This window comes from Pseudoalteromonas lipolytica (assembly GCF_900116435.1).
In the GTDB taxonomy this organism is placed as follows: Bacteria; Pseudomonadota; Gammaproteobacteria; order Enterobacterales; family Alteromonadaceae; genus Pseudoalteromonas; species Pseudoalteromonas lipolytica.
This window is the reverse complement of the sequence record NZ_FPAZ01000003.1, coordinates 153,957-175,418: the sequence shown is the minus strand read 5'-3', so window position 1 is coordinate 175,418 and position 21,462 is coordinate 153,957. Positions and strand designations below refer to the sequence as shown.

The 21,462-nt window shown below is 42.9% G+C and carries 19 protein-coding genes; all 19 read left to right on the top strand.

The window, feature by feature from the left end:
- Nucleotides 1–21 precede the first annotated feature (21 nt).
- The 19 genes from infB (at nt 22) to purF (ending at nt 21,417) form a co-directional block, all read left to right on the top strand.
- The gene (infB, locus tag BM378_RS03760; RefSeq protein WP_065978793.1) at nt 22–2,679 is read left to right on the top strand and encodes a translation initiation factor IF-2; all 2,658 of its coding nucleotides are present in this window, start codon (nt 22–24) and stop codon (nt 2,677–2,679) included.
- Between the two features lie 110 nt (nt 2,680–2,789).
- Nucleotides 2,790–3,194: a 30S ribosome-binding factor RbfA gene (gene rbfA, locus BM378_RS03755; RefSeq protein WP_036969898.1), complete on the top strand. Its 405-nt coding sequence runs from the start codon at nt 2,790–2,792 to the stop codon at nt 3,192–3,194.
- Entirely contained in the window at nt 3,194–4,138 is a 945-nt protein-coding gene (gene truB / locus BM378_RS03750; RefSeq protein ID WP_074988636.1) for a tRNA pseudouridine(55) synthase TruB, read from the top strand. Before rbfA ends, truB begins: the two co-directional genes overlap by 1 nt.
- A 108-nt stretch (nt 4,139–4,246) precedes the next feature.
- Nucleotides 4,247–4,516 carry a 30S ribosomal protein S15 gene (gene rpsO, locus BM378_RS03745; protein WP_036969894.1) on the top strand — a complete coding sequence of 90 codons (270 nt, stop codon included), beginning with the start codon at nt 4,247–4,249 and terminating at the stop codon, nt 4,514–4,516.
- Between the two features lie 258 nt (nt 4,517–4,774).
- The gene (gene pnp / locus BM378_RS03740) at nt 4,775–6,907 is read left to right on the top strand and encodes a polyribonucleotide nucleotidyltransferase (protein ID WP_036969884.1); all 2,133 of its coding nucleotides are present in this window, start codon (nt 4,775–4,777) and stop codon (nt 6,905–6,907) included.
- A 125-nt stretch (nt 6,908–7,032) separates the two neighbouring features.
- Entirely contained in the window at nt 7,033–7,911 is an 879-nt protein-coding gene (gene nlpI / locus BM378_RS03735; RefSeq protein ID WP_036969883.1) for a lipoprotein NlpI, read from the top strand.
- A gap of 31 nt (nt 7,912–7,942) precedes the next feature.
- Nucleotides 7,943–9,097: a hypothetical protein gene (locus tag BM378_RS03730; protein ID WP_074988635.1), complete on the top strand. Its 1,155-nt coding sequence runs from the start codon at nt 7,943–7,945 to the stop codon at nt 9,095–9,097.
- A gap of 212 nt (nt 9,098–9,309) precedes the next feature.
- Nucleotides 9,310–12,102, top strand: coding sequence for a monovalent cation/H+ antiporter subunit A (locus tag BM378_RS03725; protein WP_036969881.1), 2,793 nt, complete (start codon nt 9,310–9,312; stop codon nt 12,100–12,102).
- On the top strand, nt 12,102–12,446 hold the full coding sequence (locus BM378_RS03720) for a Na+/H+ antiporter subunit C (protein ID WP_036969879.1): 345 nt from the start codon (nt 12,102–12,104) through the stop codon (nt 12,444–12,446). The genes BM378_RS03725 and BM378_RS03720 overlap by 1 nt, the downstream gene beginning before the upstream one ends.
- On the top strand, nt 12,443–13,960 hold the full coding sequence (locus tag BM378_RS03715; RefSeq protein ID WP_074988634.1) for a monovalent cation/H+ antiporter subunit D: 1,518 nt from the start codon (nt 12,443–12,445) through the stop codon (nt 13,958–13,960). The genes BM378_RS03720 and BM378_RS03715 overlap by 4 nt, the downstream gene beginning before the upstream one ends.
- Complete coding sequence (locus BM378_RS03710; protein ID WP_036969871.1) at nt 13,961–14,497, top strand: Na+/H+ antiporter subunit E; 537 nt, start codon at nt 13,961–13,963, stop codon at nt 14,495–14,497.
- Nucleotides 14,491–14,760: a K+/H+ antiporter subunit F gene (locus BM378_RS03705; protein ID WP_036969869.1), complete on the top strand. Its 270-nt coding sequence runs from the start codon at nt 14,491–14,493 to the stop codon at nt 14,758–14,760. The genes BM378_RS03710 and BM378_RS03705 overlap by 7 nt, the downstream gene beginning before the upstream one ends.
- A gap of 8 nt (nt 14,761–14,768) precedes the next feature.
- Nucleotides 14,769–15,101 (top strand): Na+/H+ antiporter subunit G, encoded by a 333-nt coding sequence (locus BM378_RS03700; RefSeq protein ID WP_036969868.1) that lies wholly within the window; start codon nt 14,769–14,771, stop codon nt 15,099–15,101.
- Between the two features lie 104 nt (nt 15,102–15,205).
- Complete coding sequence (gene truA, locus BM378_RS03695; RefSeq protein WP_036969860.1) at nt 15,206–16,000, top strand: tRNA pseudouridine(38-40) synthase TruA; 795 nt, start codon at nt 15,206–15,208, stop codon at nt 15,998–16,000.
- 157 nt (nt 16,001–16,157) lie between these two features.
- On the top strand, nt 16,158–17,033 hold the full coding sequence (gene accD / locus BM378_RS03690) for an acetyl-CoA carboxylase, carboxyltransferase subunit beta (protein ID WP_036969857.1): 876 nt from the start codon (nt 16,158–16,160) through the stop codon (nt 17,031–17,033).
- A gap of 25 nt (nt 17,034–17,058) precedes the next feature.
- The gene (gene folC / locus BM378_RS03685; RefSeq protein ID WP_074988633.1) at nt 17,059–18,324 is read left to right on the top strand and encodes a bifunctional tetrahydrofolate synthase/dihydrofolate synthase; all 1,266 of its coding nucleotides are present in this window, start codon (nt 17,059–17,061) and stop codon (nt 18,322–18,324) included.
- Between the two features lie 11 nt (nt 18,325–18,335).
- Nucleotides 18,336–19,004, top strand: a complete 669-nt coding sequence (locus BM378_RS03680; protein ID WP_036969853.1) for an SPOR domain-containing protein — start codon at nt 18,336–18,338, stop codon at nt 19,002–19,004.
- A 373-nt stretch (nt 19,005–19,377) separates the two neighbouring features.
- Complete coding sequence (locus BM378_RS03675; protein ID WP_036969851.1) at nt 19,378–19,872, top strand: CvpA family protein; 495 nt, start codon at nt 19,378–19,380, stop codon at nt 19,870–19,872.
- An 18-nt stretch (nt 19,873–19,890) separates the two neighbouring features.
- A complete protein-coding gene (gene purF / locus BM378_RS03670; RefSeq protein ID WP_065978800.1) occupies nt 19,891–21,417 on the top strand; it encodes an amidophosphoribosyltransferase in 1,527 nt (508 codons plus the stop codon).
- Nucleotides 21,418–21,462 lie beyond the last annotated feature (45 nt).

Here is a 21,462-nt window from a genome sequence, read left to right as displayed (position 1 = left end):
TTAACGGAGGTATTACACACTATGGCAGAAGTAAATGTTGAAAAACTAGCCGGAGATATTGGTACAACTGTTGATAAGTTACTACAGCAGCTTGAGCAAGCCGGTATTTCTAAAAAAGCAGGTGATATGGTGAGCGAGGCTGAAAAGTCAACGTTACTTGACCACCTTAGCAAGCAGCATGGCGGCACGGGCTCGGAAGGCCCTGCTCGCATGACTTTGCAACGTAAAAGCAAGAGCACACTGAGTGTGACTGGCTCTACAGGTAAAGCAAAGTCTGTACAAGTAGAAGTACGTAAAACACGTACTTATGTTAAGAAAAGCGCCATTGAGCAACAGCAAGAAGAAGAGCGTTTAGCTGCAGAAGAAGCTGCACGTAAAGCAGCAGAGCTTAAAGCCCAGCAAGAAGCTGAGGAGCTAAAAGCGAAACAAGAGGCAGAACGTAAAGCGAAAGAAGAAGCTGAGCGTAAAGCCAAAGAAGAGGCTAAACGCAAAGCTGAAGCTGAGCGTAAAGCGAAACAGAAGCAGATGACCCCAGAACAAAGTGCTAAGTCTGAAAAAGATCGCGCCGAAGCTGAGCGTCTGCAAAAAGAAGCAGAAGAGGCCGCATTGAGAAAAGCTGAAGAAGAAGCGAAACGTCAAGCAGAAGAGGCAAGAAAGCTAGCTGAAGAAAATGAAGCTCGCTGGAAGAAAGAAGAAGAAGAGCGTAAGCAGCGTGAAGAAAGTGCTGATCACCACCTTACGACTTCAACTTATGCACGTGAAGCAGAAGATGAGTCTGATGCTCGTGAAGAGCAAACTGCTCGCCGTGCTAAGAAAAAGAAAAAAGGTCCAGCAAAAGAAAAATTTGTTGCACCTAAAGGTAAAAAAGGCAAGCTTAAAGCGCCTACATCGTTACAGCATGGTTTCCAAAAACCAACCGCAGACGTTAAAAATGAAGTTCGTATCAGTGAAACTATCACTGTTGCTGAACTTGCATCGCGTATGGCTGTTAAAGGTGCCGAAGTTGTTAAAACAATGATGAAAATGGGTGACATGGTTACCATCAACCAAGTGATCGACCAAGAAACAGCACAGCTTGTTGCTGAAGAAATGGGACATAAGGTTATCATTGTTAAAGAAAATGAATTAGAAGAGAAAGTGCTAAACGACCGTAACGAAGAAGGCAAAGCGCTTCCTCGTGCGCCGGTTGTGACAGTAATGGGTCACGTTGACCATGGTAAAACGTCAACACTTGACTACATTCGTTCAGCGAAAGTAGCATCAGGTGAAGCGGGTGGTATCACTCAGCACATTGGTGCTTATCATGTTGAAACAAATGGCAACATGATCACGTTCTTAGACACACCAGGTCACGCCGCATTTACCTCAATGCGTGCTCGTGGTGCAAAAGCCACTGATATCGTAATCCTTGTTGTTGCAGCAGATGATGGCGTAATGCCACAAACTAAAGAAGCGGTTCAGCATGCGCGTGCAGCTGGCGTGCCTCTAATCATCGCTGTAAACAAAATGGACAAAGAAGGCGCAGATCCAGATCGCGTTAAAAACGAATTAGCACAGCTAGACGTTATTCCTGAAGAGTGGGGTGGTGACACGCAATTCGTCCATATCTCTGCAAAAACAGGTTTAGGCATTGATGACTTACTTGAAGCGGTATTAATGCAAGCTGAGATCTTAGAACTAACTGCACCATCAGAAGGGATGGCTGCGGGTGTTGTAATCGAATCACGCTTAGATAAAGGCCGTGGTCCAGTTGCATCTATCTTAGTTCAGTCTGGTACGCTTAACCAAGGCGATATCGTACTATGTGGCCTTGAATACGGCCGTGTACGTGCAATGAAAGATGAGAACGGTAAAGACATTAAGTCTGCTGGCCCATCTATTCCTGTAGAGATTCTAGGTCTTTCTGGTATCCCTGCTGCAGGTGATGAAGCAACGGTGGTTAAAGACGAGCGTAAAGCCCGTGAAGTTGCTTTATATCGTCAAGGTAAGTTCCGTGAAGTGAAACTAGCGCGTCAACAAAAAGCGAAGCTTGAAAACATGTTTACTAACATGACTGAAGGCGATGTTTCTGAAGTTAACGTGGTACTTAAAGCGGACGTACAAGGTTCAATTGAAGCAATTGCTGATTCATTAACTAAACTATCTACTGATGAAGTTAAAGTGAAGATTGTTGGTTCAGGCGTAGGTGGTATCACCGAAACTGACGCAACACTTGCAGCAGCCTCTAATGCAATCGTTGTAGGCTTTAACGTTCGTGCCGATGCATCAGCACGTAAAGTGATTGAATCAGAAAACCTAGACCTACGTTACTACAGCGTAATCTACAGCCTGATCGAAGAAGTTAAACAAGCCATGTCTGGTATGCTTGCACCAGAATTTAAGCAAGAGATCATTGGTCTTGCTGAAGTTCGTGACGTGTTTAAGTCACCTAAGATTGGTGCTATCGCAGGTTGTATGGTGACCGAAGGTATCGTTAAGCGTAGCGCACCTATCCGTGTACTTCGTGATAACGTGGTTATCTATGAAGGTGAGCTTGAATCATTACGTCGCTTTAAAGATGACGTAGCTGAAGTTCGTAACGGTATGGAATGTGGTATCGGCGTTAAGAACTATAACGATGTTAAAGTTGGCGACCAAATCGAGGTGTTCGAGACGGTTGAAGTACAACGTTCACTTTAATTTCGTCTAAGTCACTATTATAAATGGGGGCTAAGCCCCCATTTGTGTATTCGTAATTAAATTAACTTATTTATATACATCAATAAGTTATAATTTTAGAGTGAAGTATAATGAGAGAATTTTCTCGCACTGATCGTGTTGCACAGCAAATTCAAAAAGAGATTGCTGTTATTCTTCAACGCGAAATTAAAGACCCGCGCTTAGGTATGGTAACGGTGTCTGCAGTTGAGGTATCTCGCGATCTTTCTTACGCAAAAGTATTTATTACAGTATTCAATACTGATGATGAAGATAAAGCCAAGCAGAGCGCTAAAATCCTAAATGAAGCAACGGGTTATATTCGTTCTTTATTAGGTAAACGCATTCGTGCGCGCATTATGCCAGAGTTACGTTTTGTCATTGATAACTCACTGATGGAAGGTATGCGTATTTCAAATTTAGTGGACTCGGTTATTCGTGAAGATAATGCAAAGCATGTCAACGAAGATGATAGCGAAGAAGGCACTAAAGACTAATGGCTAGACGCAGTAAAGGCCGTGCAATTGACGGCATTTTATTACTTAACAAGCCGCAAGGTATCTCGTCTAATAAAGCATTGCAGCAAGCAAAGGGCATTTACTTTGCACAGAAGGCTGGGCACACCGGCGCGCTCGATCCGCTTGCAACAGGCATGCTGCCGATTTGTTTTGGTGAAGCAACTAAGTTTACCCAGTTTTTGTTAGACACGGACAAAACGTATGTCGTACGCGCTAAACTTGGGGAACGTACAACCACCTCAGATTCGGATGGCGAAGTTGTTGAAACGCGTCCAGTAGCGGTAACTCGTGCTCAACTCGAGCAAGAGATCGCAAGTTTTTTAGGTGAGTCGGACCAATACCCATCAATGTACTCAGCATTAAAATATCAAGGCCAGCCTTTATATAAATATGCACGCGAGGGCATTGAGGTACCGCGTAAATGCCGAAAAATTAATGTGTTTAGTTTAACGCTTGATGAGTTTGATGAAGCAAATAACGAAGTGCAAATGACCGCCCATGTATCGAAAGGGACGTATATTCGCACTATTGTGGATGACCTTGGTGAAAAGTTAGGGTGTGGCGCACACGTTATTATGTTGCACCGAAGTGCTGTTGGTCATTATCCGAGTGATAAAATGGTGACGCTTGAGCAACTTGAAGAAAAATTGCAACAAGCTAAAGCCGATGACGTTGCACCGTCTACTTATTTAGATGCGCTTTTGTTACCCATGGATACCGCGTTGGTTGACTTACCTGTGATTGAAATTAGTAAAGAACAAGGTATGGCATTTAGCCATGGTCAAACCGTGGTGATTGGTAAGCCCGTGCCTGATGGTGTGGTGAAAGTTATGGCTGATGGTATATTCATTGGCACAGGCGAGCGTCATAAAGACGGTCAACTAAAATCAAAGCGTGGTTTATCGAATCAACTGCCTGAGTAAAGATTACCTTGTAGTTATTGCTAAAGCTGGTAGAATACGCCCGCTCAATCGTTTTGGCTGAATTAGTGATCGGCTAAGACACAATTTAAATTAATTTTTGGAGTTACTATGTCACTAAGCAATCAAGAAAAAGTTGAAATCATTGCTAAATTTGCACGCGCTGAAGGCGACACTGGTTCACCTGAAGTACAAGTTGCACTTCTAACGTTCGATATCAACAAGCTTCAAGGTCACTTTGCTGATCACAAGCACGATTTCCACTCACGTCGTGGTCTTCTTCGCAAAGTAAGCCAACGCCGTAAACTGCTTGATTACCTTAAAGGTAAAGACATTGCACGTTACACTGCGTTAATCCAAGAGCTTGGCCTACGTCGCTAAGAACTAGATTACGAGAAAAGGGGCTATATAGCCCCTTTTTTTGTGCGCGTATGAAAGGTATACTAGCGCACAACTTAGTAGCACAGGTTGCTAAGTGTTTGAAAAATCATCATTGCCAATTGTAGTACTTAATTGATTTTACTTAAGGTTAATTAAGTACTGTAATTGGTACTTTGATGGACTATTTTTACCAATTCAGAGATGCAGTCTACGGGCTAATTTTTCTGAGTTGCTTCTACATTTAAAGGACATTTTTAAGTGCAAGCAATTATTAAAGAATTTCAACTAGGTCAACACACTGTGACACTAGAAACAGGTGCTATCGCTCGTCAAGCTGACGGCGCTGTACTTGCAAGCATTGGCGACACTTCAGTACTTGTTACTGTTGTTGGTAAGCGTGATGCACAACCAGGTCAAGACTTTTTCCCACTAACAGTTAACTACCAAGAGCGTATGTACGCTGCGGGTCGTATCCCTGGTGGTTTCCTTAAGCGTGAAGGTCGTCCTAACGATGGCGAAACACTTATTGCACGTTTAATTGACCGTCCAATTCGTCCACTTTTCCCGAATGGCTTCGTAAATGAAGTACAAGTTATCGCGACAGTTGTTTCTGTAAACCCTGAAATCCAACCTGATATGGTTGCAATGATTGGTACATCAGCAGCGCTTGCAATTTCTGGTATTCCATTTAATGGTCCTATCGGTGCATCACGTGTTGGTTTCATCAACGGCGAATACGTTCTAAACCCAACGTTAAAAGAGCTTGAAGAAAGCCAACTTGATTTAGTGGTTGCGGGCACAGACAACGCGGTATTAATGGTTGAGTCTGAAGCGAACGTGCTGTCTGAAGATGTTATGTTAGGCGCTGTTGTATATGGTCATGAGCAATCTCAGGCTATCATCAACGCAATCAATGAGTTCAAAGCAGAAGCGGGCAAGCCTACATGGGATTGGACTGCACCAGAAAAGAACGTTGCACTTGAAGAGAAAGTAGCTGAACTTGCTGCTGATAAAGTGGGTGAAGCATACCGCATCACTGACAAAGTAGCGCGTAAAGAAGCGTTAGGCGCAGCTAAAGACGCTGTTATTGAAGCGCTTTCTGCTGAGCTTGCTGAAGACGAAACACTTGATACTCAAGAAGTAAGTAAAGTATTTGGTTCTTTAGAGAAGAAAATTGTTCGTGGCCGTATCACTGCCGGTGAAAAACGTATCGATGGTCGTGAACCAGATATGATCCGTGCACTAGACGTAATGACGGGTGTATTACCGCGTACTCACGGTTCTGCTATCTTCACACGTGGTGAAACACAAGCACTTGTTACTGCAACGCTTGGTACAGAACGTGATTCACAGTTAATTGATGATTTAACGGGCACGCACAAAAACCACTTCATGCTTAACTACAATTTCCCTCCGTTCTGCGTAGGTGAAACAGGTTTTGTTGGTTCACCTAAGCGTCGTGAAATCGGCCACGGTAACCTAGCTAAGCGTGGTATCCAAGCTGTAATGCCAACACTAACTGAGTTCCCTTACTCAATCCGTGTTGTATCTGAAATCACCGAGTCTAACGGTTCATCTTCAATGGCGTCTGTATGTGGTACTTCTCTTGCGTTAATGAACGCGGGTGTGCCTATTAAAGCCTCTGTTGCAGGTATTGCGATGGGTCTTGTTAAAGAAGAAGAAAACTTTGTTGTTCTTTCTGACATCTTAGGTGATGAAGATCACTTAGGTGACATGGACTTTAAAGTTGCGGGTACTTCAGACGGTATCACTGCACTTCAAATGGATATCAAAATCGAAGGTATCACACAAGAAATCATGCAAATCGCGCTTAAACAAGCAAAAGCTGCACGTTTACACATCTTAGGTGTAATGGACGAAGCGATTTCTGCTCCTTCTGAAGAGTTATCTCAGTTCGCTCCACGTATCTACACGATGCAAATTCCGGCGAAGAAAATTGCTGAAGTAATTGGTAAAGGTGGCGCAACGATTCGTCAACTTACTGAAGAAACAGGCACAACGATTGAAATCGAAGACGATGGTACAATCAAAATTGCAGCAACTGACGGCATTAGCGCAAATAATGCAATCAAGCGCATTGAGCAATTAACAGCAGAACTTGAAGTAGGCACAATCTACACAGGTAAAGTTGTTCGTATCGTTGATTTTGGTGCATTTGTTAATATCCTTCCGGGTAAAGATGGCCTAGTGCATATTTCTCAAATCAGCACTGAGCGCGTAAACAACGTTACTGATCACTTAAGCGAAGGCCAAGAAGTACAAGTAAAAGTACTTGAGGTTGACCGCCAAGGTCGCGTACGTTTAAGTATCAAAGAAGCGATGGCACCGGCTGCTGAAGAAACAGCAGAAGCGCCTAAAGACGCTGAATAAGGTTTGATTTTCCAGTAATTTACTGGATACAAGAAAAAGGGGCTGTTTAGCCCCTTTTTTTATGCTTTAATGAAACTCAATCGCTTCAACTTTGTCTACAGAGAATTCAGGTATTAAGGACTTTAATGATTTTTAAACACTTAGCATTGACAGCTGTGGCTATTTTTTCTTTAAGTGCATGTCAAACAACTTCTCAGCCTGAGTCAGTCCCTATTGTTAATGTGCCGTTTACCGCACCATTAGCGTCTGATTTTCGAAATGAAATTACCATAGCCCGTTATTCAGAGCTGCTTAATCGCACCGATTTAAGTGCAGAACAACAAGCAAAACTTTATTATGATCGCGGTGTGTTATTTGACAGTTTGGGCATGTCGACATTAGCGCGTATAGACTTTAATCGGGCCATTAAACTAAAGCCTGATTTAGCAGAAGTGTATAACTTTTTAGGTATTCATCACACGCTTATGCAACAGTATGAGCAGGCGTATGAGCTTTTTGACTCGGCGCTGGAACTCAATGAACAGCATGAATATGCTTATTTAAACCGCGGAATTGCGTTGTATTATGGAAATCGTCCATTATTAGCGCAAGACGACTTACAGCAGTTTTTAGACCGCTCACCCAGTGACCCTTATCGTGTTTTATGGCTTTACCTAGCACAAGCGGACGCTGACAAGCAGCAAGCGCTGATTGATTTAAAAGCCAATTCACAAGGGGTTGACGAATCCCAATGGGGTTATCAATTACTTGCATTGTATTTAGGCGAAATCAGTGAGTTTGAATTCTTATCAGGTATTATTGAAGGGGTTACTTCTGAGCAAGAGTATGCGCATCGTTTATGCGAGGCGTATTTCTATTTAGCTAAATTACATCAAGCAGCAGGTAATGATTACATTGCGGCTGATTATTTTAGGCTTGCCCTTGCAACAAATGTGCATGAGTTTGTTGAATATAAATATGCGCGTCTAGAGCTTGAGTTAATGGCTGGTGAAGACGCGAGCTAATGTTTACCTGATAGGCGGGTTATTACTGAGCTTGAGCACTCTCTCAAGCTCAGTATCTGACTTCACGCCTTCGTATCTTTATTATTTTAATAAAACCCCAACACGTGCTGTGGCCATTTACTATTTGGCTCCCACTGTTGTAAGTTCAAACCTTACCCTTGTTGACAATGTTCAATTACGGCAACTCGCTGAACTAGGTGAGTTAGATGCTCACTACCAACTTGCATTACGCTTTCTACAACAAGGTAACCCTGCGGCAGCTAAGCTGTGGTGGCAATCCGAGTTTGATAATTATGCTGTGAACCAACAACAAGCCTTAGCAGACAACTTGATTGCTCAGCAGCAGTGGCAGTCAATTGAGTGGTTGTGGCAAACGAATCGTTTGCCACAAGGCGATGCGAGGCAAGCTTGGTTGTTACGCCAGCGCTCGGGTGCAGAGTATATACACGCAGATTTTGCAAAACGTCACGATTTTTCATTGTCATTACACACAGTGAGTGTCATGCCACAGTGTAAATTTAATGTGTTGATGTTGACTGATCATCATGCAGGAATTAATGCACTGAAATCATTTAAACGTTTTTACCAAGCTAAACCAGAGCCAGAGAAGAATAGTTTTTGCTTTAGTGAAATTGTCTACGTTGGCGATCAGTTTTCTTGCCGTAATCATGATATGGCACTTCAGTGTAATTGGGAAAACGCTGTTGCATACAATTGGCCTGCAGGCTTTGACTTTATCGTAATGATGTCAGAGTCAGGCGCGGCAAATGTGGTTGGGGGGATTATGCATATTAATTCTCAACAGAGCTATAAAGTGTTTTTGCATGAGCTAATGCACTTTAATGGTTTTGAGGATGAATACCCACTTCCAGAGAAAAAACAGCAGTGGTTGTGTAAACAGCAGGGTCAAGTGGCGCCTAATTTATTCATTGCCAATGATGTATTGCCACCAAGTGGTTGGCAGAAGAGCCGCGCATGCAAGAATTCAATGGCGTATAAACCCAGTCCTAATTGGTCAATTATGCAATACCAAACAATGGCGTTATCACAGCAATACAGACAACTTTGGCAAAAACAAATTAACCAGCCCTTAACAAAGCCGATAAGGTTTATTGATTACTTCACGTTTTTAGGTGTAAAGCCAACGATAACAACAGCTTCAAGCTTGGATAAATTTTCTGACTAATCGTAGAATTATTGCTATTTTAACATACAAAGCGGTTAAAAAGTGTGCGAATAGGCTGCTCTCCTATAGACAAAATAGCACCTAATCAGTATAACTATACGCACTGTAAGCTTTTTTTGAAGCCAACTTTTAACCATCCAAATGAACAGTACGCACCTAACTATAACTAGCAGCGGTATTGATATTCTTATGACACAAAAAGGCTCCTTATTATGACTTTGCTCTGGATACCCCTGTTATCCTTAATCGGCAGTGTTATTTCATCCTGCACTTCAAAACTAACGCGAAATCAAAGTACGGCTTTGACCATGTTAGCGCCTTTGATTGCCCTTGGAATTGTATTCTCGTTTACGCCTGCGGTTTTTTCTGGCGAAATAATCCGTTATAGCGCGGACTGGATCCCGCTACTCAACATGCAAGTTTCATTTAGGCTTGACGGCCTAACCTTGCTGTTTCTGTATATGATATTAGGCATTGGTGTCTTGGTCATATTCTATGCTCGCTATTACCTGAGCAAAGATGACTCTTTACCGAAGTTGTACTGCTATCTAATGCTATTCATGACAGCCATGGTTGGCATTGTCATGTCAAATAACGTGATTCAATTATGGCTATTTTGGGAGCTAACCAGCATTAGCTCGTTTTTACTAATTAGCTATTGGTGGGATAAGTCAGAAGCACGTAAAGGTGCGCGCATGGCATTGGCAATTACTGGTGCAGGTGGTTTAGCGTTATTAGCGGGTTTATTACTCATCGGCGATATTGTTGGTAGTTATAATTTAGATGTTATTTTAGCCAGTAAGACACTGATTCAATCGCATGATTTATATGAAGTGGCATTGGTACTTGTGCTGTTGGGGGCGTTTACTAAATCGGCGCAATTCCCATTCCATTTTTGGTTACCGCATGCCATGGCAGCGCCAACACCTGTGAGTGCGTATTTACACTCGGCAACCATGGTTAAAGCAGGGATCTTTTTACTCGCCCGTTTTTATCCTGCCTTATCAGGAACCGATACGTGGTTTATTTTGGTTGCTATGACAGGGTTATCAACGTTGCTTGTTGGTGCTTACGTTGCGCTCTTTAAGCATGATCTAAAAGGGCTGCTTGCCTACTCAACAATTAGTCATTTGGGCCTTATTACCTTATTGCTTGGTTTAGATACAGAGCTTGCGACTGTGGCCGCTATTTTTCATATTATTAACCATGCGACATTTAAAGCGTCTTTATTTATGGCCACCGGTATTATTGACCATGAAACGGGCACGCGCGATATGCGTAAACTCAATGGTATGTGGCGTTTTATGCCATATACCGCCACATTAGCAATGGTCGCAGCAGCGGCAATGGCGGGTGTGCCACTACTGAACGGCTTTTTATCGAAAGAGATGTTTTTTGCAGAAACACTGCATCAACAAGTGCTTGGTTCAATGTCATGGTTAATCCCTGTTTTAGCGACCGTTGCAGGTGCGCTCTCAGTCGCTTATTCGGCGCGATTTATTCATGATGTCTTTTTTAATGGTGACCCAATTGATTTGCCAAAAACGCCTCATGAACCGCCGCGCTATATGCGAGTACCAATCGAAATATTAGTCGTAGTGTGCATATTAGTCGGTATGTTCCCGCATTTTGCGGTCAGCGATATTTTGGCTTCAGCGTCATTTGCCGTTTTAGGTGATGCGGCGCCAGCCTATAAGTTGTCTGTTTGGCATGGTTTAAACCTTCCGCTGTTAATGAGCTTTATTGCGACCTGTTGCGGTATCATCATTTATGTGCAGCGCAAACACCTGTTCCATTTCCAAGCATCGCTCCCCACGCTGAATGCTAAAAAAGGATTCGACCTTGGCTTGTACAGTGTTATTAAGTGGTCGCAACAGAAAGTTAATCGTATCGAAAATGGCTCGCTGCAACGCTATGCTTTTGTGATGATTGCGGTGGTTCTTTTATGTGCAGGTTGGCCACTGTTTGAAATGCGCCAACTAGCAGGGGCAAGTGAACTAACGCCGATTGATTTTCATAATGCGATAGGGGCCGGCTTATTAATTATTGGTGCGCTGGCAACTGTTATTTGGCATCGCTCTCGTATGATTTCACTGATCATGATTTCAATCGTGGGCTTAATGGTATCGGTCGCATTTACTCGATTCTCGGCACCTGACTTAGCATTAACTCAATTAACGGTTGAAGTAGTGACTGTTATTCTACTGATGCTTGCGCTGTTTTTCTTACCACAGCGCACACCAAAAGAATCAAGCTCATTACGCATGTTACGTGACCTAGGTATATCTTCTGCATTTGGTGTTGTTATAGCGAGTATCTGTTATGCACTCCTAACTAGACCGCTTGAGTCTATTTCAGACTTTTTTGTGGCAAATGCAAAAACAGGCGGTGGGGGAACCAACGTTGTAAATGTGATCCTTGTTGATTTTAGGGGATTCGATACATTAGGTGAAATCACCGTGTTAGGTATCGCTGCACTGGGTATTTATAAACTATTAATTAACTTGCCATTATTTATGCCAGCAAGTGACAGTGAAGGGCGACCTTGGGCACGTGAACGATACCCCATTTTACTTGCCAGTATTTCACAAAGCTTATTACCGCTTGCGTTATTGGTGTCTGCGTACATTTTCTTGCGTGGTCATAACTTACCAGGAGGCGGTTTTATAGCGGGATTAGTGACTGCGATTGCCTTTATTTTGCAATATATGGCTAACGGTTCTAACTGGATTGCGGCACGTTTTGATGTGAATTACCGTAAGATTATCGCTTCCGGTATTGCCATTGCCTTATTCACGGGGTTAGGAAGTTGGGTGTTTGGGCGTCCATTCTTAACAACATGGTTTGATTATTTTGATATACCGCTAGTCGGCAAGACAGAACTTGCCAGTGCTATCATGTTTGATTTAGGTGTGTATTTAACTGTTGTAGGTGCAACGCTGATGATTTTAGCAAGTTTAGGAAAACTCACTGCTGATACACCCAAGCAAGAGGTAAATATTTAATGGAAGTATTGTACGCATCATGCGTGGGCGTGCTTGTCGCGTGTGGAATTTACTTAATTTTAAGAGCACGAACCTTTCCGGTGGTGCTTGGTTTAACCATGTTATCGTACGCGGTAAACCTATTTTTATTCTCATCAGGCCGTTTAACCATCAATAAAGCGGCTGTGCTTGGCAGTGGCAGTGAATATGCCGATCCGTTACCGCAAGCGTTAGTATTAACGGCCATTGTTATTGGCTTTGCAATGACAGCCTTTGTGGTGATTTTATCTATTCGTGGTCGCGCAGATTTAGGTAACGACCATGTAGACGGACACCTGGTTAAATCGTCGAAGGAGCAAAAATGATCCAGCATTTAGCTTCATTGCCTATTTTAATCCCTATGCTAACAGGCGTTATACTTTTAATGCCGCCCTGTGGGAAAAACCTCTATATTCGCCGTGTTATGTCGGTGATTATGGCTGTGATCACCGTGCTCATTAGCGCTGGTTTATTAGTGTATGTGAATGATACTACGCCACTTGTGTATGCTATTGGCGATTGGTCAGCACCATTTGGTATTGTATTAGTGGCCGACAGATTAGCGACATTGTTAGTGCTTTTAACCAGTTTACTGGGGGCTGTTGTTGTACTTTATAGCTGTGCCGGAGATGACAAAAAAGGCAGTTTTTTCCACCCATTAGTGCACTTTTTGATCTTAGGTGTGAATGGCGCGTTCTTAACGGGAGATGTCTTTAACCTGTTCGTCTTTTTTGAAGTATTGCTCATCGCCTCATACTCATTATTAATGCATGCCGGCGACAAACACAACACCCGAGCTGCGTTGCAATATGTGATTTTAAATTTAATTGGTTCAAGCGTGTTCCTGATAGCATTAGGCGTGCTCTACGGTGTACTAGGCACATTGAATATTGCTGATTTAGCCCAAAAAGTGCCTTTGCTTACAGGGGATGATGTTTATTTAGCAAAAATAGGTGGTTTGTTGCTTATTGTCGTGTTTGCGTTAAAAGGTGCGTTATTACCGCTGCACCTATGGCTGCCGAACACCTACGCAAGCGCATTACCGGTTGTGGCTGCACTCTTTGCTATTATGACTAAAGTGGGTGTATACGCCATGCTGCGTGTATACACCGTTATTTTTGGTGATAATGCAGGCGAGCTTGCGCACATGGCTCAACCGTGGTTATGGGGTTTAGCACTTGCTACCATTGTAATGGGGGCCATTGGTGTCCTTGCCAGCCAAGACTTTAGAAAACTGGTGGCTAATTTAGTCATCGTATCAGTCGGTACGTTAGTGGCACTTGTTGCGCTTCAAAATGTAGCGGCAACTGCGGCATTACTGTATTACTTAGTGCATTCGACTATCGTGTGCGCCGCGTTGTTTTTACTTGCTGACTTGGTCGCGCTTCAGCGTGGTAAAGTTGCAGACCGTTTAGTTGCAGGACGCGCTGTCGCTCAACCATTTTTGTTGGGGATTAGTTTTGTGATAGCCGCGCTTACTGTTGTGGGTATGCCACCGCTGTCGGGCTTTGTGGGTAAAATTTGGATTTTAAAGAGTACCCTAGATAGCGAAAAAGCCATGTTATTTTGGCCTATTTACCTTTTAGCGAGTTTGGCTGTTTTGGTGGCTATTTCTCGTGCAGGTACAAGCTTGTTTTGGGATCATAAACACAAAGACAGCGATGCAATAAAAGGCGTCAATGCACACCCACTGAAAGTGATTGCATTAATGACGCTATTAATTTGCTCGCCGTTGATGGTTATTTTTGCTGGGCCAGTGTCTGAATTTATGTTGGCGACCTCAGAGCAACTGTTCGACATAAACAGTGGTATCAATGATGTTTTACATGGAGGCCAGTAAATGCGGTTAGAAGCTCGTTTTCGTTGGCTACCTACGCCATTTCGCAGCGTATTATTATTTATTGTGTGGCTGCTGTTAAATAATAGCGTGTCACCTGGGCACCTATTGTTGGCTGCTTTCTTTGCTATCACGATCCCGTGGATTACTTTTCCATTTCGTGACCCGCAACCGTTAATTGTAAGACCGGGGCTGGCATTTAGACATTTATTGTTAGTTTTATACGATATTGTCACAGCCAATTTGCAAGTTGCACTTTTAATTTTGGGACCAACTAAAAAGTTGCGTCCGGGGTTTGTTAAAGTGCCTCTCGATTTAAGTCATGAAATGCCAATCACAATTTTGGCAAGCACCGTGTCGCTAACCCCAGGTACGGTAAGTGCTGAGGTGTATCCTATTCCTGAATCACTTGCGGAAGGGGAAGAAGTACAGCAACGCTATTTGTTAATTCATGTCTTGGACTTAGCAGATGAACAGGTGTTAATTAATACGATTAAGCAGCGCTACGAAGCACCGCTTAAGGAGATTTTTCGATGCTAGATACGGTTTTTTTAATTGTTTACGCCATGATCGCAATATCGTTATTGCTTAACTTGTGGCGTTTGATTGCGGGGCCATCAGTGCCTGATCGCATTTTGGCTCTTGATACTATGTTTATCAACACCATCGCATTGATCATTCTGTATGGGATGAGCATGGATACAGGGCTTTATTTTGAAGCGGCTTTACTTATCGCCATGTTGGGCTTTGTGAGCACCGTAGCTGTATGTAAGTACCTGCTACGCGGCGATATTATTGAATAAGGTAACAGATGATGAGTGAGTGGATTGTATCAATCTTATTATTAATTGGTGGTTGCTTTATTTTAATAGGCTCAATAGGGTTAGTTAAAATGCCTGATTTCTTCATGCGTTTACATGGGCCAACGAAAGCAACAACATTAGGTATGGCATCGTTACTCATTGCTGCCATGGTTTATTTTACTTACACCCACGATGGCGTGAGCGTAAAAGAAATTTTAATTTCTATCTTTTTATTAATTACTGCACCTATCAGTGGCTACATGCTCATTAAGTCGGCAATACATCACAAGCTACGGGCTAAAGAAGGCACGAAGGGCTTAGATAATATTGAAGACGATTAATATCTGAGCACACAGCATTGTGTGATCTGCGATGGTGGCTTTTATTGCGCTCGTAGATCGCATAAAATGCCCCGTCATTAAGCACACTAGGTAAATATGTCATTATGCGAGTAGCACTTGGAGTAGAGTACAACGGCGCACGTTATAGTGGTTGGCAGCGCCAGTCACATGTTAATAGCGTACAACAAGAAGTAGAAACTGCGTTGTCGCGCATTTGTAATCACCCCGTTGAAATAGTCTGTGCTGGCCGAACTGATGCTGGAGTGCATGGCACTGGGCAAGTCGTGCACTTTGATACACACGCAGAGCGTGAAATGGTCGCGTTTACGATGGGCATGAATACCTTACTGCCTAAAGATATTTCGATACGTTTTGCAAAGCCTGTTGATGAAGATTTTCATGCTCGCTTTAGTGCGACGGCGCGTCGATATCGTTATGTGATTTACAATTACACTTATCGTGGCGCAATTATGAGCGAAGGGGTGACACACTTTCATCACCCATTAGATGAAACTAAAATGCAAGCAGCCTGTCAGTATTTAATAGGTGAGCATGACTTTACTTCGTTTCGCGCATTGCATTGCCAAGCGAATACGGCAAATAGAACGATTCATCACTTGTCTGTAAAACGTCAGGGTGACTATGTCGTTATTGACATTAAAGCCAATGCATTTTTGCACCATATGGTGAGAAATATCACGGGCTGTTTAATGGATATTGGCTTACATAAGCATGAGCCAGTGTGGTTAAAAGAATTACTTGATTTAAAAGAGCGTGCAAAGGCAAGTGCCACTGCAAAAGCGGCGGGACTGTATTTAGTGGACGTGGATTACCCTGAGCATTTTGGTATTCCTAAAACCCCATTAGGACCTTTGTTCTTACCTGATTCAGATAGTTAACTGCGAAAGGCTCACTACTAAGACCAGTTTTTTATATCGTCTGCGGGTAATTCATGTTTTAATTGAAAAAATCTGTCTGCTTATTTCTTGTGTAAATTACTAAGTGGTATTTCACTTTAGCAGACTGCGACACAGAACAGTATTAAGAGAGTTGCAAATGAGTTGGTTAGAAAAAATCTTACCTAAAACGACTAAATCGTCAGGTCGTAAAGAAATCCCTGAAGGGGTTTGGGCTAAGTGTACAGACTGTGATTCAATTTTATATAAAGCAGAATTAGAAAAAGCACTCAATGTATGCCCTAAATGCGATCACCACATGCGTTTAAGTGGTCGTAAGCGTCTTGAAAACTTTTTAGATGACGCTGACCGCCAAGAAATTGGTGCACAGCATGAGCCAAAGGACGTTTTAAAGTTTAAAGACTCTAAAAAGTATTCAGATCGTATCACGCAGGCGCAAAAAGTAAGCGGTGAAAAAGACGCACTTGTTGCAATGAAAGGCCGTTTAAAAGGTATTCCAGTCGCTGCTGTTGCATTTGAGTTCTCATTTATGGGTGGTTCAATGGCGTCGGTTGTAGGTGCACGCTTTGTTGATGCTGTTGACCAATGTTTAGAGCACAACATGCCGCTTATCTGTTTCTCTGCATCGGGCGGTGCGCGTATGCAAGAAGCATTAATGTCATTAATGCAAATGGCTAAAACAAGTGCAGCTTTAGCTAAAATGAGCGAAAAAGGCTTGCCATTTATTTCAGTATTAACAGACCCAACGATGGGCGGTGTATCTGCATCACTTGCCATGTTAGGTGACGTTAATGTCGCTGAGCCAAAAGCATTAATTGGTTTTGCAGGCCCACGCGTTATTGAGCAAACAGTACGTGAAACGCTTCCAGAAGGTTTCCAACGCAGTGAATTCTTGTTAGAGCACGGTGCAATTGACATGATCGTTGACCGTCGTGAAATGCGTGACACCCTTGCTCGCATCCTCGCAAAATTTATGAACTTGCCTTCTACCGAACAAGAGCATAGAGTAGCGTAAATTTCAGCTTAACTGATTACACGCTATGACAGAAATCCTTCCTAGCCAATCATCGAGCCTTGATGATTGGCTTTGTTATTTAGAAAGTATCCACCCTGCAAATATTGAGATGGGCTTAGAGCGCGTTGCACGCGTTGCTAATCAAGTCGATTTACTCAATAGCCCTAGCAAAATTATCCTTATCGCAGGTACGAATGGTAAAGGCACGACTGCGCGTTGTCTTGAAAGCCTTCTTCTGGCGCAAGGCTTTAGTGTTGGTACGTATGCTTCTCCTCATTTAATTCGATATAACGAGCGAGTGCGTATTAACGGACAAGAGCTGGACGATCAATTTCATGTTGATGCGTTTGATATGCTCGAAAAAGGCCGAGGTGACACGTCACTGACTTATTTTGAATATGGCACCTTAGGCGCGTTAGCTATCTTTAAACGCCATGCTGTTGATTACGTGCTGTTAGAAGTCGGGTTAGGTGGACGATACGATGCAACAAATATTGTTACACCGCATGCCTGTGTGATTACTACCATCGACCTTGATCATAAAGAATACCTAGGTGATACACGTGAGCTTGTCGGTTACGATAAAGCCGGTATTTTTCGTAACAATACTCCCGCAGTTGTTGGCGATTTAAATATTCCTCATACGGTTACCGATTACGGTAATGAAATTAACGCGGATATGGTGTTATCTGGCCGTGATTTTACTTTTGCCGAGGACGCTGACGGGTTTAATTGGCAGTATCAGGGAAATAACTGGCGCTTTGCAAAGCCTGCCATCCCTTGTCAAAACGCTGCAACTGCACTGACGTTATTAAGCAAGCTTGCACTTTTACCACGTGAGCAGCAGGTGCGTGAGTGCTTGGCAAATTTAACGGTAGAAGGGCGCTTTCAACAATTAAGCGACACACCACGTGTTTTTACCGATGTTGCACATAATCCTGAGTCAGCACGTTATTTAGCGCGCAAATTAAGCGTGTATAAAGATCAAGGGTTTAAAATTCATGCATTAGTCGCTATGCTTGCAGATAAAGATAAAGTGGCTGCGATGTCGGCCGTGGTAGATGTGGTTGATGAGTGGTCATTAGCGAGCTTAGATTGTTTTCGTGGAGACACAGTTGAAAATCTAGCGAAGGCACTGGCTGAGACACCATCGACAGCACCCAGCACGCATTACCCCAATGTAGAAGCTGCGCTGGATAAAATAGTGCAAACAGTCGATGCGAACACCTTAGTGATTGTGTTTGGTTCGTTTATCACTGTGGCTGCAGCCATTAACTACTTTAAAAAATAGAGAGGAATTCGGTGAACGCAGGGTTTATTAATCGCTTAGTAGGGACCACCATTGTGGTTGTAGCGGCTATTGTCTTTATTCCAAATATTTTGGATGGAGAGAAGGTTCATTACACAGACGGCTTTAAAGCGATCCCTGAACGCCCAGAGTTCACGACGATTGACTTACAAGAGGCGATTGATAATAAGGTCGCCTCAACAGAGCAGCCCTTAGCAGCGCAGGTAGAAGATATTCAGGCTGATGACGCAAAGCTTGCTTCAGACCACGTTAAACAAATCGATGAACCCGCCAAAATGGTCGAAGCATCGACAGACGACACCGTGACTATTGCTAAAATAGAGCCTAAAGCGGAAGTTAAAACGCAAGTTAAAGCGCAGCCTAAGCCTGCTGAAAAAACAGCAGAACCGGCACGCAAAGCCGAAGAAAACTTGACGCAAATGGCTTATGTGATTCAACTCGGTAGCTTTTCGCACGCTCCAAACGTTAAATCACTGCAAGAAAAGCTAAAAGCAAACGGCTTTAAAACCTTCACTCGTCCAATAAAGACCCCTAATGGCACTTTAACAAAAGTCTTTGTGGGTCCGTCACTGAATAAGAAAGAGCTTGAGAGTAAACTGCCCGAGTTAAAACAGCTAACCAAGTTAAATGGCAAAGTTACTCAGTTTGAAGTAACAAAGTGATCTAATCTAAGTTGCACGCTTTCATACCAATGCGCTTATTTAGTCCATTAAAGTGATTTAGTCTAATTGCGGATTGGTATAACCCCTTAACCCCCTAACGAATCCTGTAACAGCGACAAGGGGGCTTTCACCGAACGGGTGGCGATACAGCTCAAGTATCATTTAAGTTGCCACAACACCGTACAGCCCCCCTTGTAACGTGCCAAAGGGCATGGCTAAAACATGTTTTTACTGCCTTGTTGATTTAGCCAAGATATCACTATTGTCTGCAATCAATGCCTTGTCTAAATACGTTTTATATCATGCTGAAATCTTGCATCTACAGGTGGTTTGGGTATAGAATGCGCCCCAAATTAACGACTAGTTGGTTATTATGATCTGGGTTGATTACGCCATACTTGGCATCATTGCACTGTCTACCATCATTGGCTTAATACGTGGCTTTGTAAAAGAAGCAATGTCATTAGCTGTATGGGCTGGCGCATTTATCATCTCTAGCTTGTTTTACCAATATTTAGCATCCTTCCTAACAAGTATTTCAGAACCCCTTTTAAGAAATGCTGCCGCAATAGCCATATTATTTTTTGCGACACTCCTGTTAGGTGGATTACTAAACTATATTTTAGGTGAGCTTGTACAACGTACTGGTTTATCTGGCACCGACCGTGTTTTTGGCATAGTGTTTGGTGCGCTTCGAGGCGTGTTGGTCGTGAGCGCGTTACTCTTCTTTCTTGATGCTTTTACCGGTGCACCTAATACGCATTGGTGGGGCAACTCTATTTTGATTCCAGAATTTGGCTTTGTTGTTGAGTGGTTCTTTTCGTACCTCGAAAACAACTCAAGTTTTTTAAATTCTGTAAACCGTTAATCGGCGAGGATAAATTTAATGTGTGGTATCGTTGGCATAGTCGGAACTTCTCCTGTTAATCAGGCGATATATGATGGCTTAACTGTTTTGCAACACCGCGGTCAAGATGCAGCTGGCATCATTACCATTGAAAACAACACGTTTAGCTTACGTAAAGCCAATGGCCTAGTTAAAGATGTATTTCATACCCGTCATATGAAGCGTCTACAAGGAACGATTGGTATTGGCCATGTTCGCTACCCGACAGCTGGTTCATCTAGCTCGTCTGAAGCGCAACCTTTCTATGTTAACTCGCCATTTGGTATTGCACTTGCGCACAATGGTAACTTAACAAATGCAGAAGCATTAAAGCAGCAATTATTTTCAGAAGCTCGCCGTCATGTTAATACAACATCAGACTCTGAAATCTTACTTAATATCATGGCGCATGAGTTAAGTAAGCCAAATAAATTAAAGCTTGAAGCACAAGACATTTTTGATGCTGTCACTGAAGTAATCAATAAAGTAAATGGTGGCTATGCAACAATAGCAATGATCATCGGCCACGGTATTGTTGCTTTTCGTGACCCGAATGGTATTCGTCCGTTAGTATTTGGTAAGCGTGAAACGGCAAACGGCACAGAATATATGTTTGCATCAGAAAGCGTTGCATTAAAAACAGACGGTTTTGAGTTTGTACGTGATGTTGCGCCAGGCGAAGCGATTTATGTGACTGAAGACGGTCAGCTTTTCTCTCAACCTTGTGCTGAAAAAACGAGTTACTCGCCTTGTATTTTTGAGTTTGTTTACTTTGCACGCCCAGATTCAAACATTGACCGTATGTCAGTGTATGCAACGCGTGTCAACATGGGTACCAAACTCGGTGAAAAAATTGCACGTGAATGGGCCGATAAAGACATTGACGTTGTGATCCCTATTCCTGAAACATCATGTGATGTCGCACTGGAAATTGCTTCTGTACTTAACTTGCCATACCGTCAAGGTTTCGTTAAAAACCGTTATATTGGTCGTACATTTATCATGCCTGGCCAAGAAATGCGTAAAAAGTCAGTTCGCCAGAAATTAAATGCGATTGACCGTGAGTTCAAAGGTAAGAATGTACTGCTTGTAGATGACTCAATTGTACGTGGCACTACCTCAGCGCAAATCGTTGAGATGGCACGTGAGTCAGGTGCTAAAAATGTATACTTTGCTTCAGCAGCGCCTGAAATACGCTTCCCGAACGTGTACGGTATTGACATGCCTTCGGCTGCTGAGCTGATTGCGCATGGCCGTGAAGTAGAAGACATTAATGCAAGTATTGGTGCAGATGGCCTAATCTATCAGTCACTTGATGACTTAATCTCGGCAGTAAGCCAAGAGAACCCTGAAATCACACGTTTTGAAACATCGGTATTTGATGGTCAGTATATTACGGGTGATATTGATCAGGATTATTTAAACCGCATTGACCGCTTACGTAATGATTCAGCGAAATCAACGCGTGAAAATGCAATGTCGTCAGGTTTAGAGTTACACAATCAAGAAGAGAATGGTGCTGATTAATTAGCAACTCGCTTGAATAATAAAAAAGGAGCTTGCGAGCTCCTT

Coding starts and splice junctions, on each gene's coding strand:
- infB (WP_065978793.1), top strand. CDS start 22: ATGGCAGAAGTAAATGTTGAAAAACTAGCCGGAGATATTGGTACAACT.
- rbfA (WP_036969898.1), top strand. CDS start 2,790: ATGAGAGAATTTTCTCGCACTGATCGTGTTGCACAGCAAATTCAAAAA.
- truB (WP_074988636.1), top strand. CDS start 3,194: ATGGCTAGACGCAGTAAAGGCCGTGCAATTGACGGCATTTTATTACTT.
- rpsO (WP_036969894.1), top strand. CDS start 4,247: ATGTCACTAAGCAATCAAGAAAAAGTTGAAATCATTGCTAAATTTGCA.
- nlpI (WP_036969883.1), top strand. CDS start 7,033: ATGATTTTTAAACACTTAGCATTGACAGCTGTGGCTATTTTTTCTTTA.
- BM378_RS03725 (WP_036969881.1), top strand. CDS start 9,310: ATGACTTTGCTCTGGATACCCCTGTTATCCTTAATCGGCAGTGTTATT.
- BM378_RS03720 (WP_036969879.1), top strand. CDS start 12,102: ATGGAAGTATTGTACGCATCATGCGTGGGCGTGCTTGTCGCGTGTGGA.
- BM378_RS03715 (WP_074988634.1), top strand. CDS start 12,443: ATGATCCAGCATTTAGCTTCATTGCCTATTTTAATCCCTATGCTAACA.
- BM378_RS03710 (WP_036969871.1), top strand. CDS start 13,961: ATGCGGTTAGAAGCTCGTTTTCGTTGGCTACCTACGCCATTTCGCAGC.
- BM378_RS03705 (WP_036969869.1), top strand. CDS start 14,491: ATGCTAGATACGGTTTTTTTAATTGTTTACGCCATGATCGCAATATCG.
- BM378_RS03700 (WP_036969868.1), top strand. CDS start 14,769: ATGATGAGTGAGTGGATTGTATCAATCTTATTATTAATTGGTGGTTGC.
- truA (WP_036969860.1), top strand. CDS start 15,206: ATGCGAGTAGCACTTGGAGTAGAGTACAACGGCGCACGTTATAGTGGT.
- accD (WP_036969857.1), top strand. CDS start 16,158: ATGAGTTGGTTAGAAAAAATCTTACCTAAAACGACTAAATCGTCAGGT.
- folC (WP_074988633.1), top strand. CDS start 17,059: ATGACAGAAATCCTTCCTAGCCAATCATCGAGCCTTGATGATTGGCTT.
- BM378_RS03675 (WP_036969851.1), top strand. CDS start 19,378: ATGATCTGGGTTGATTACGCCATACTTGGCATCATTGCACTGTCTACC.
- purF (WP_065978800.1), top strand. CDS start 19,891: ATGTGTGGTATCGTTGGCATAGTCGGAACTTCTCCTGTTAATCAGGCG.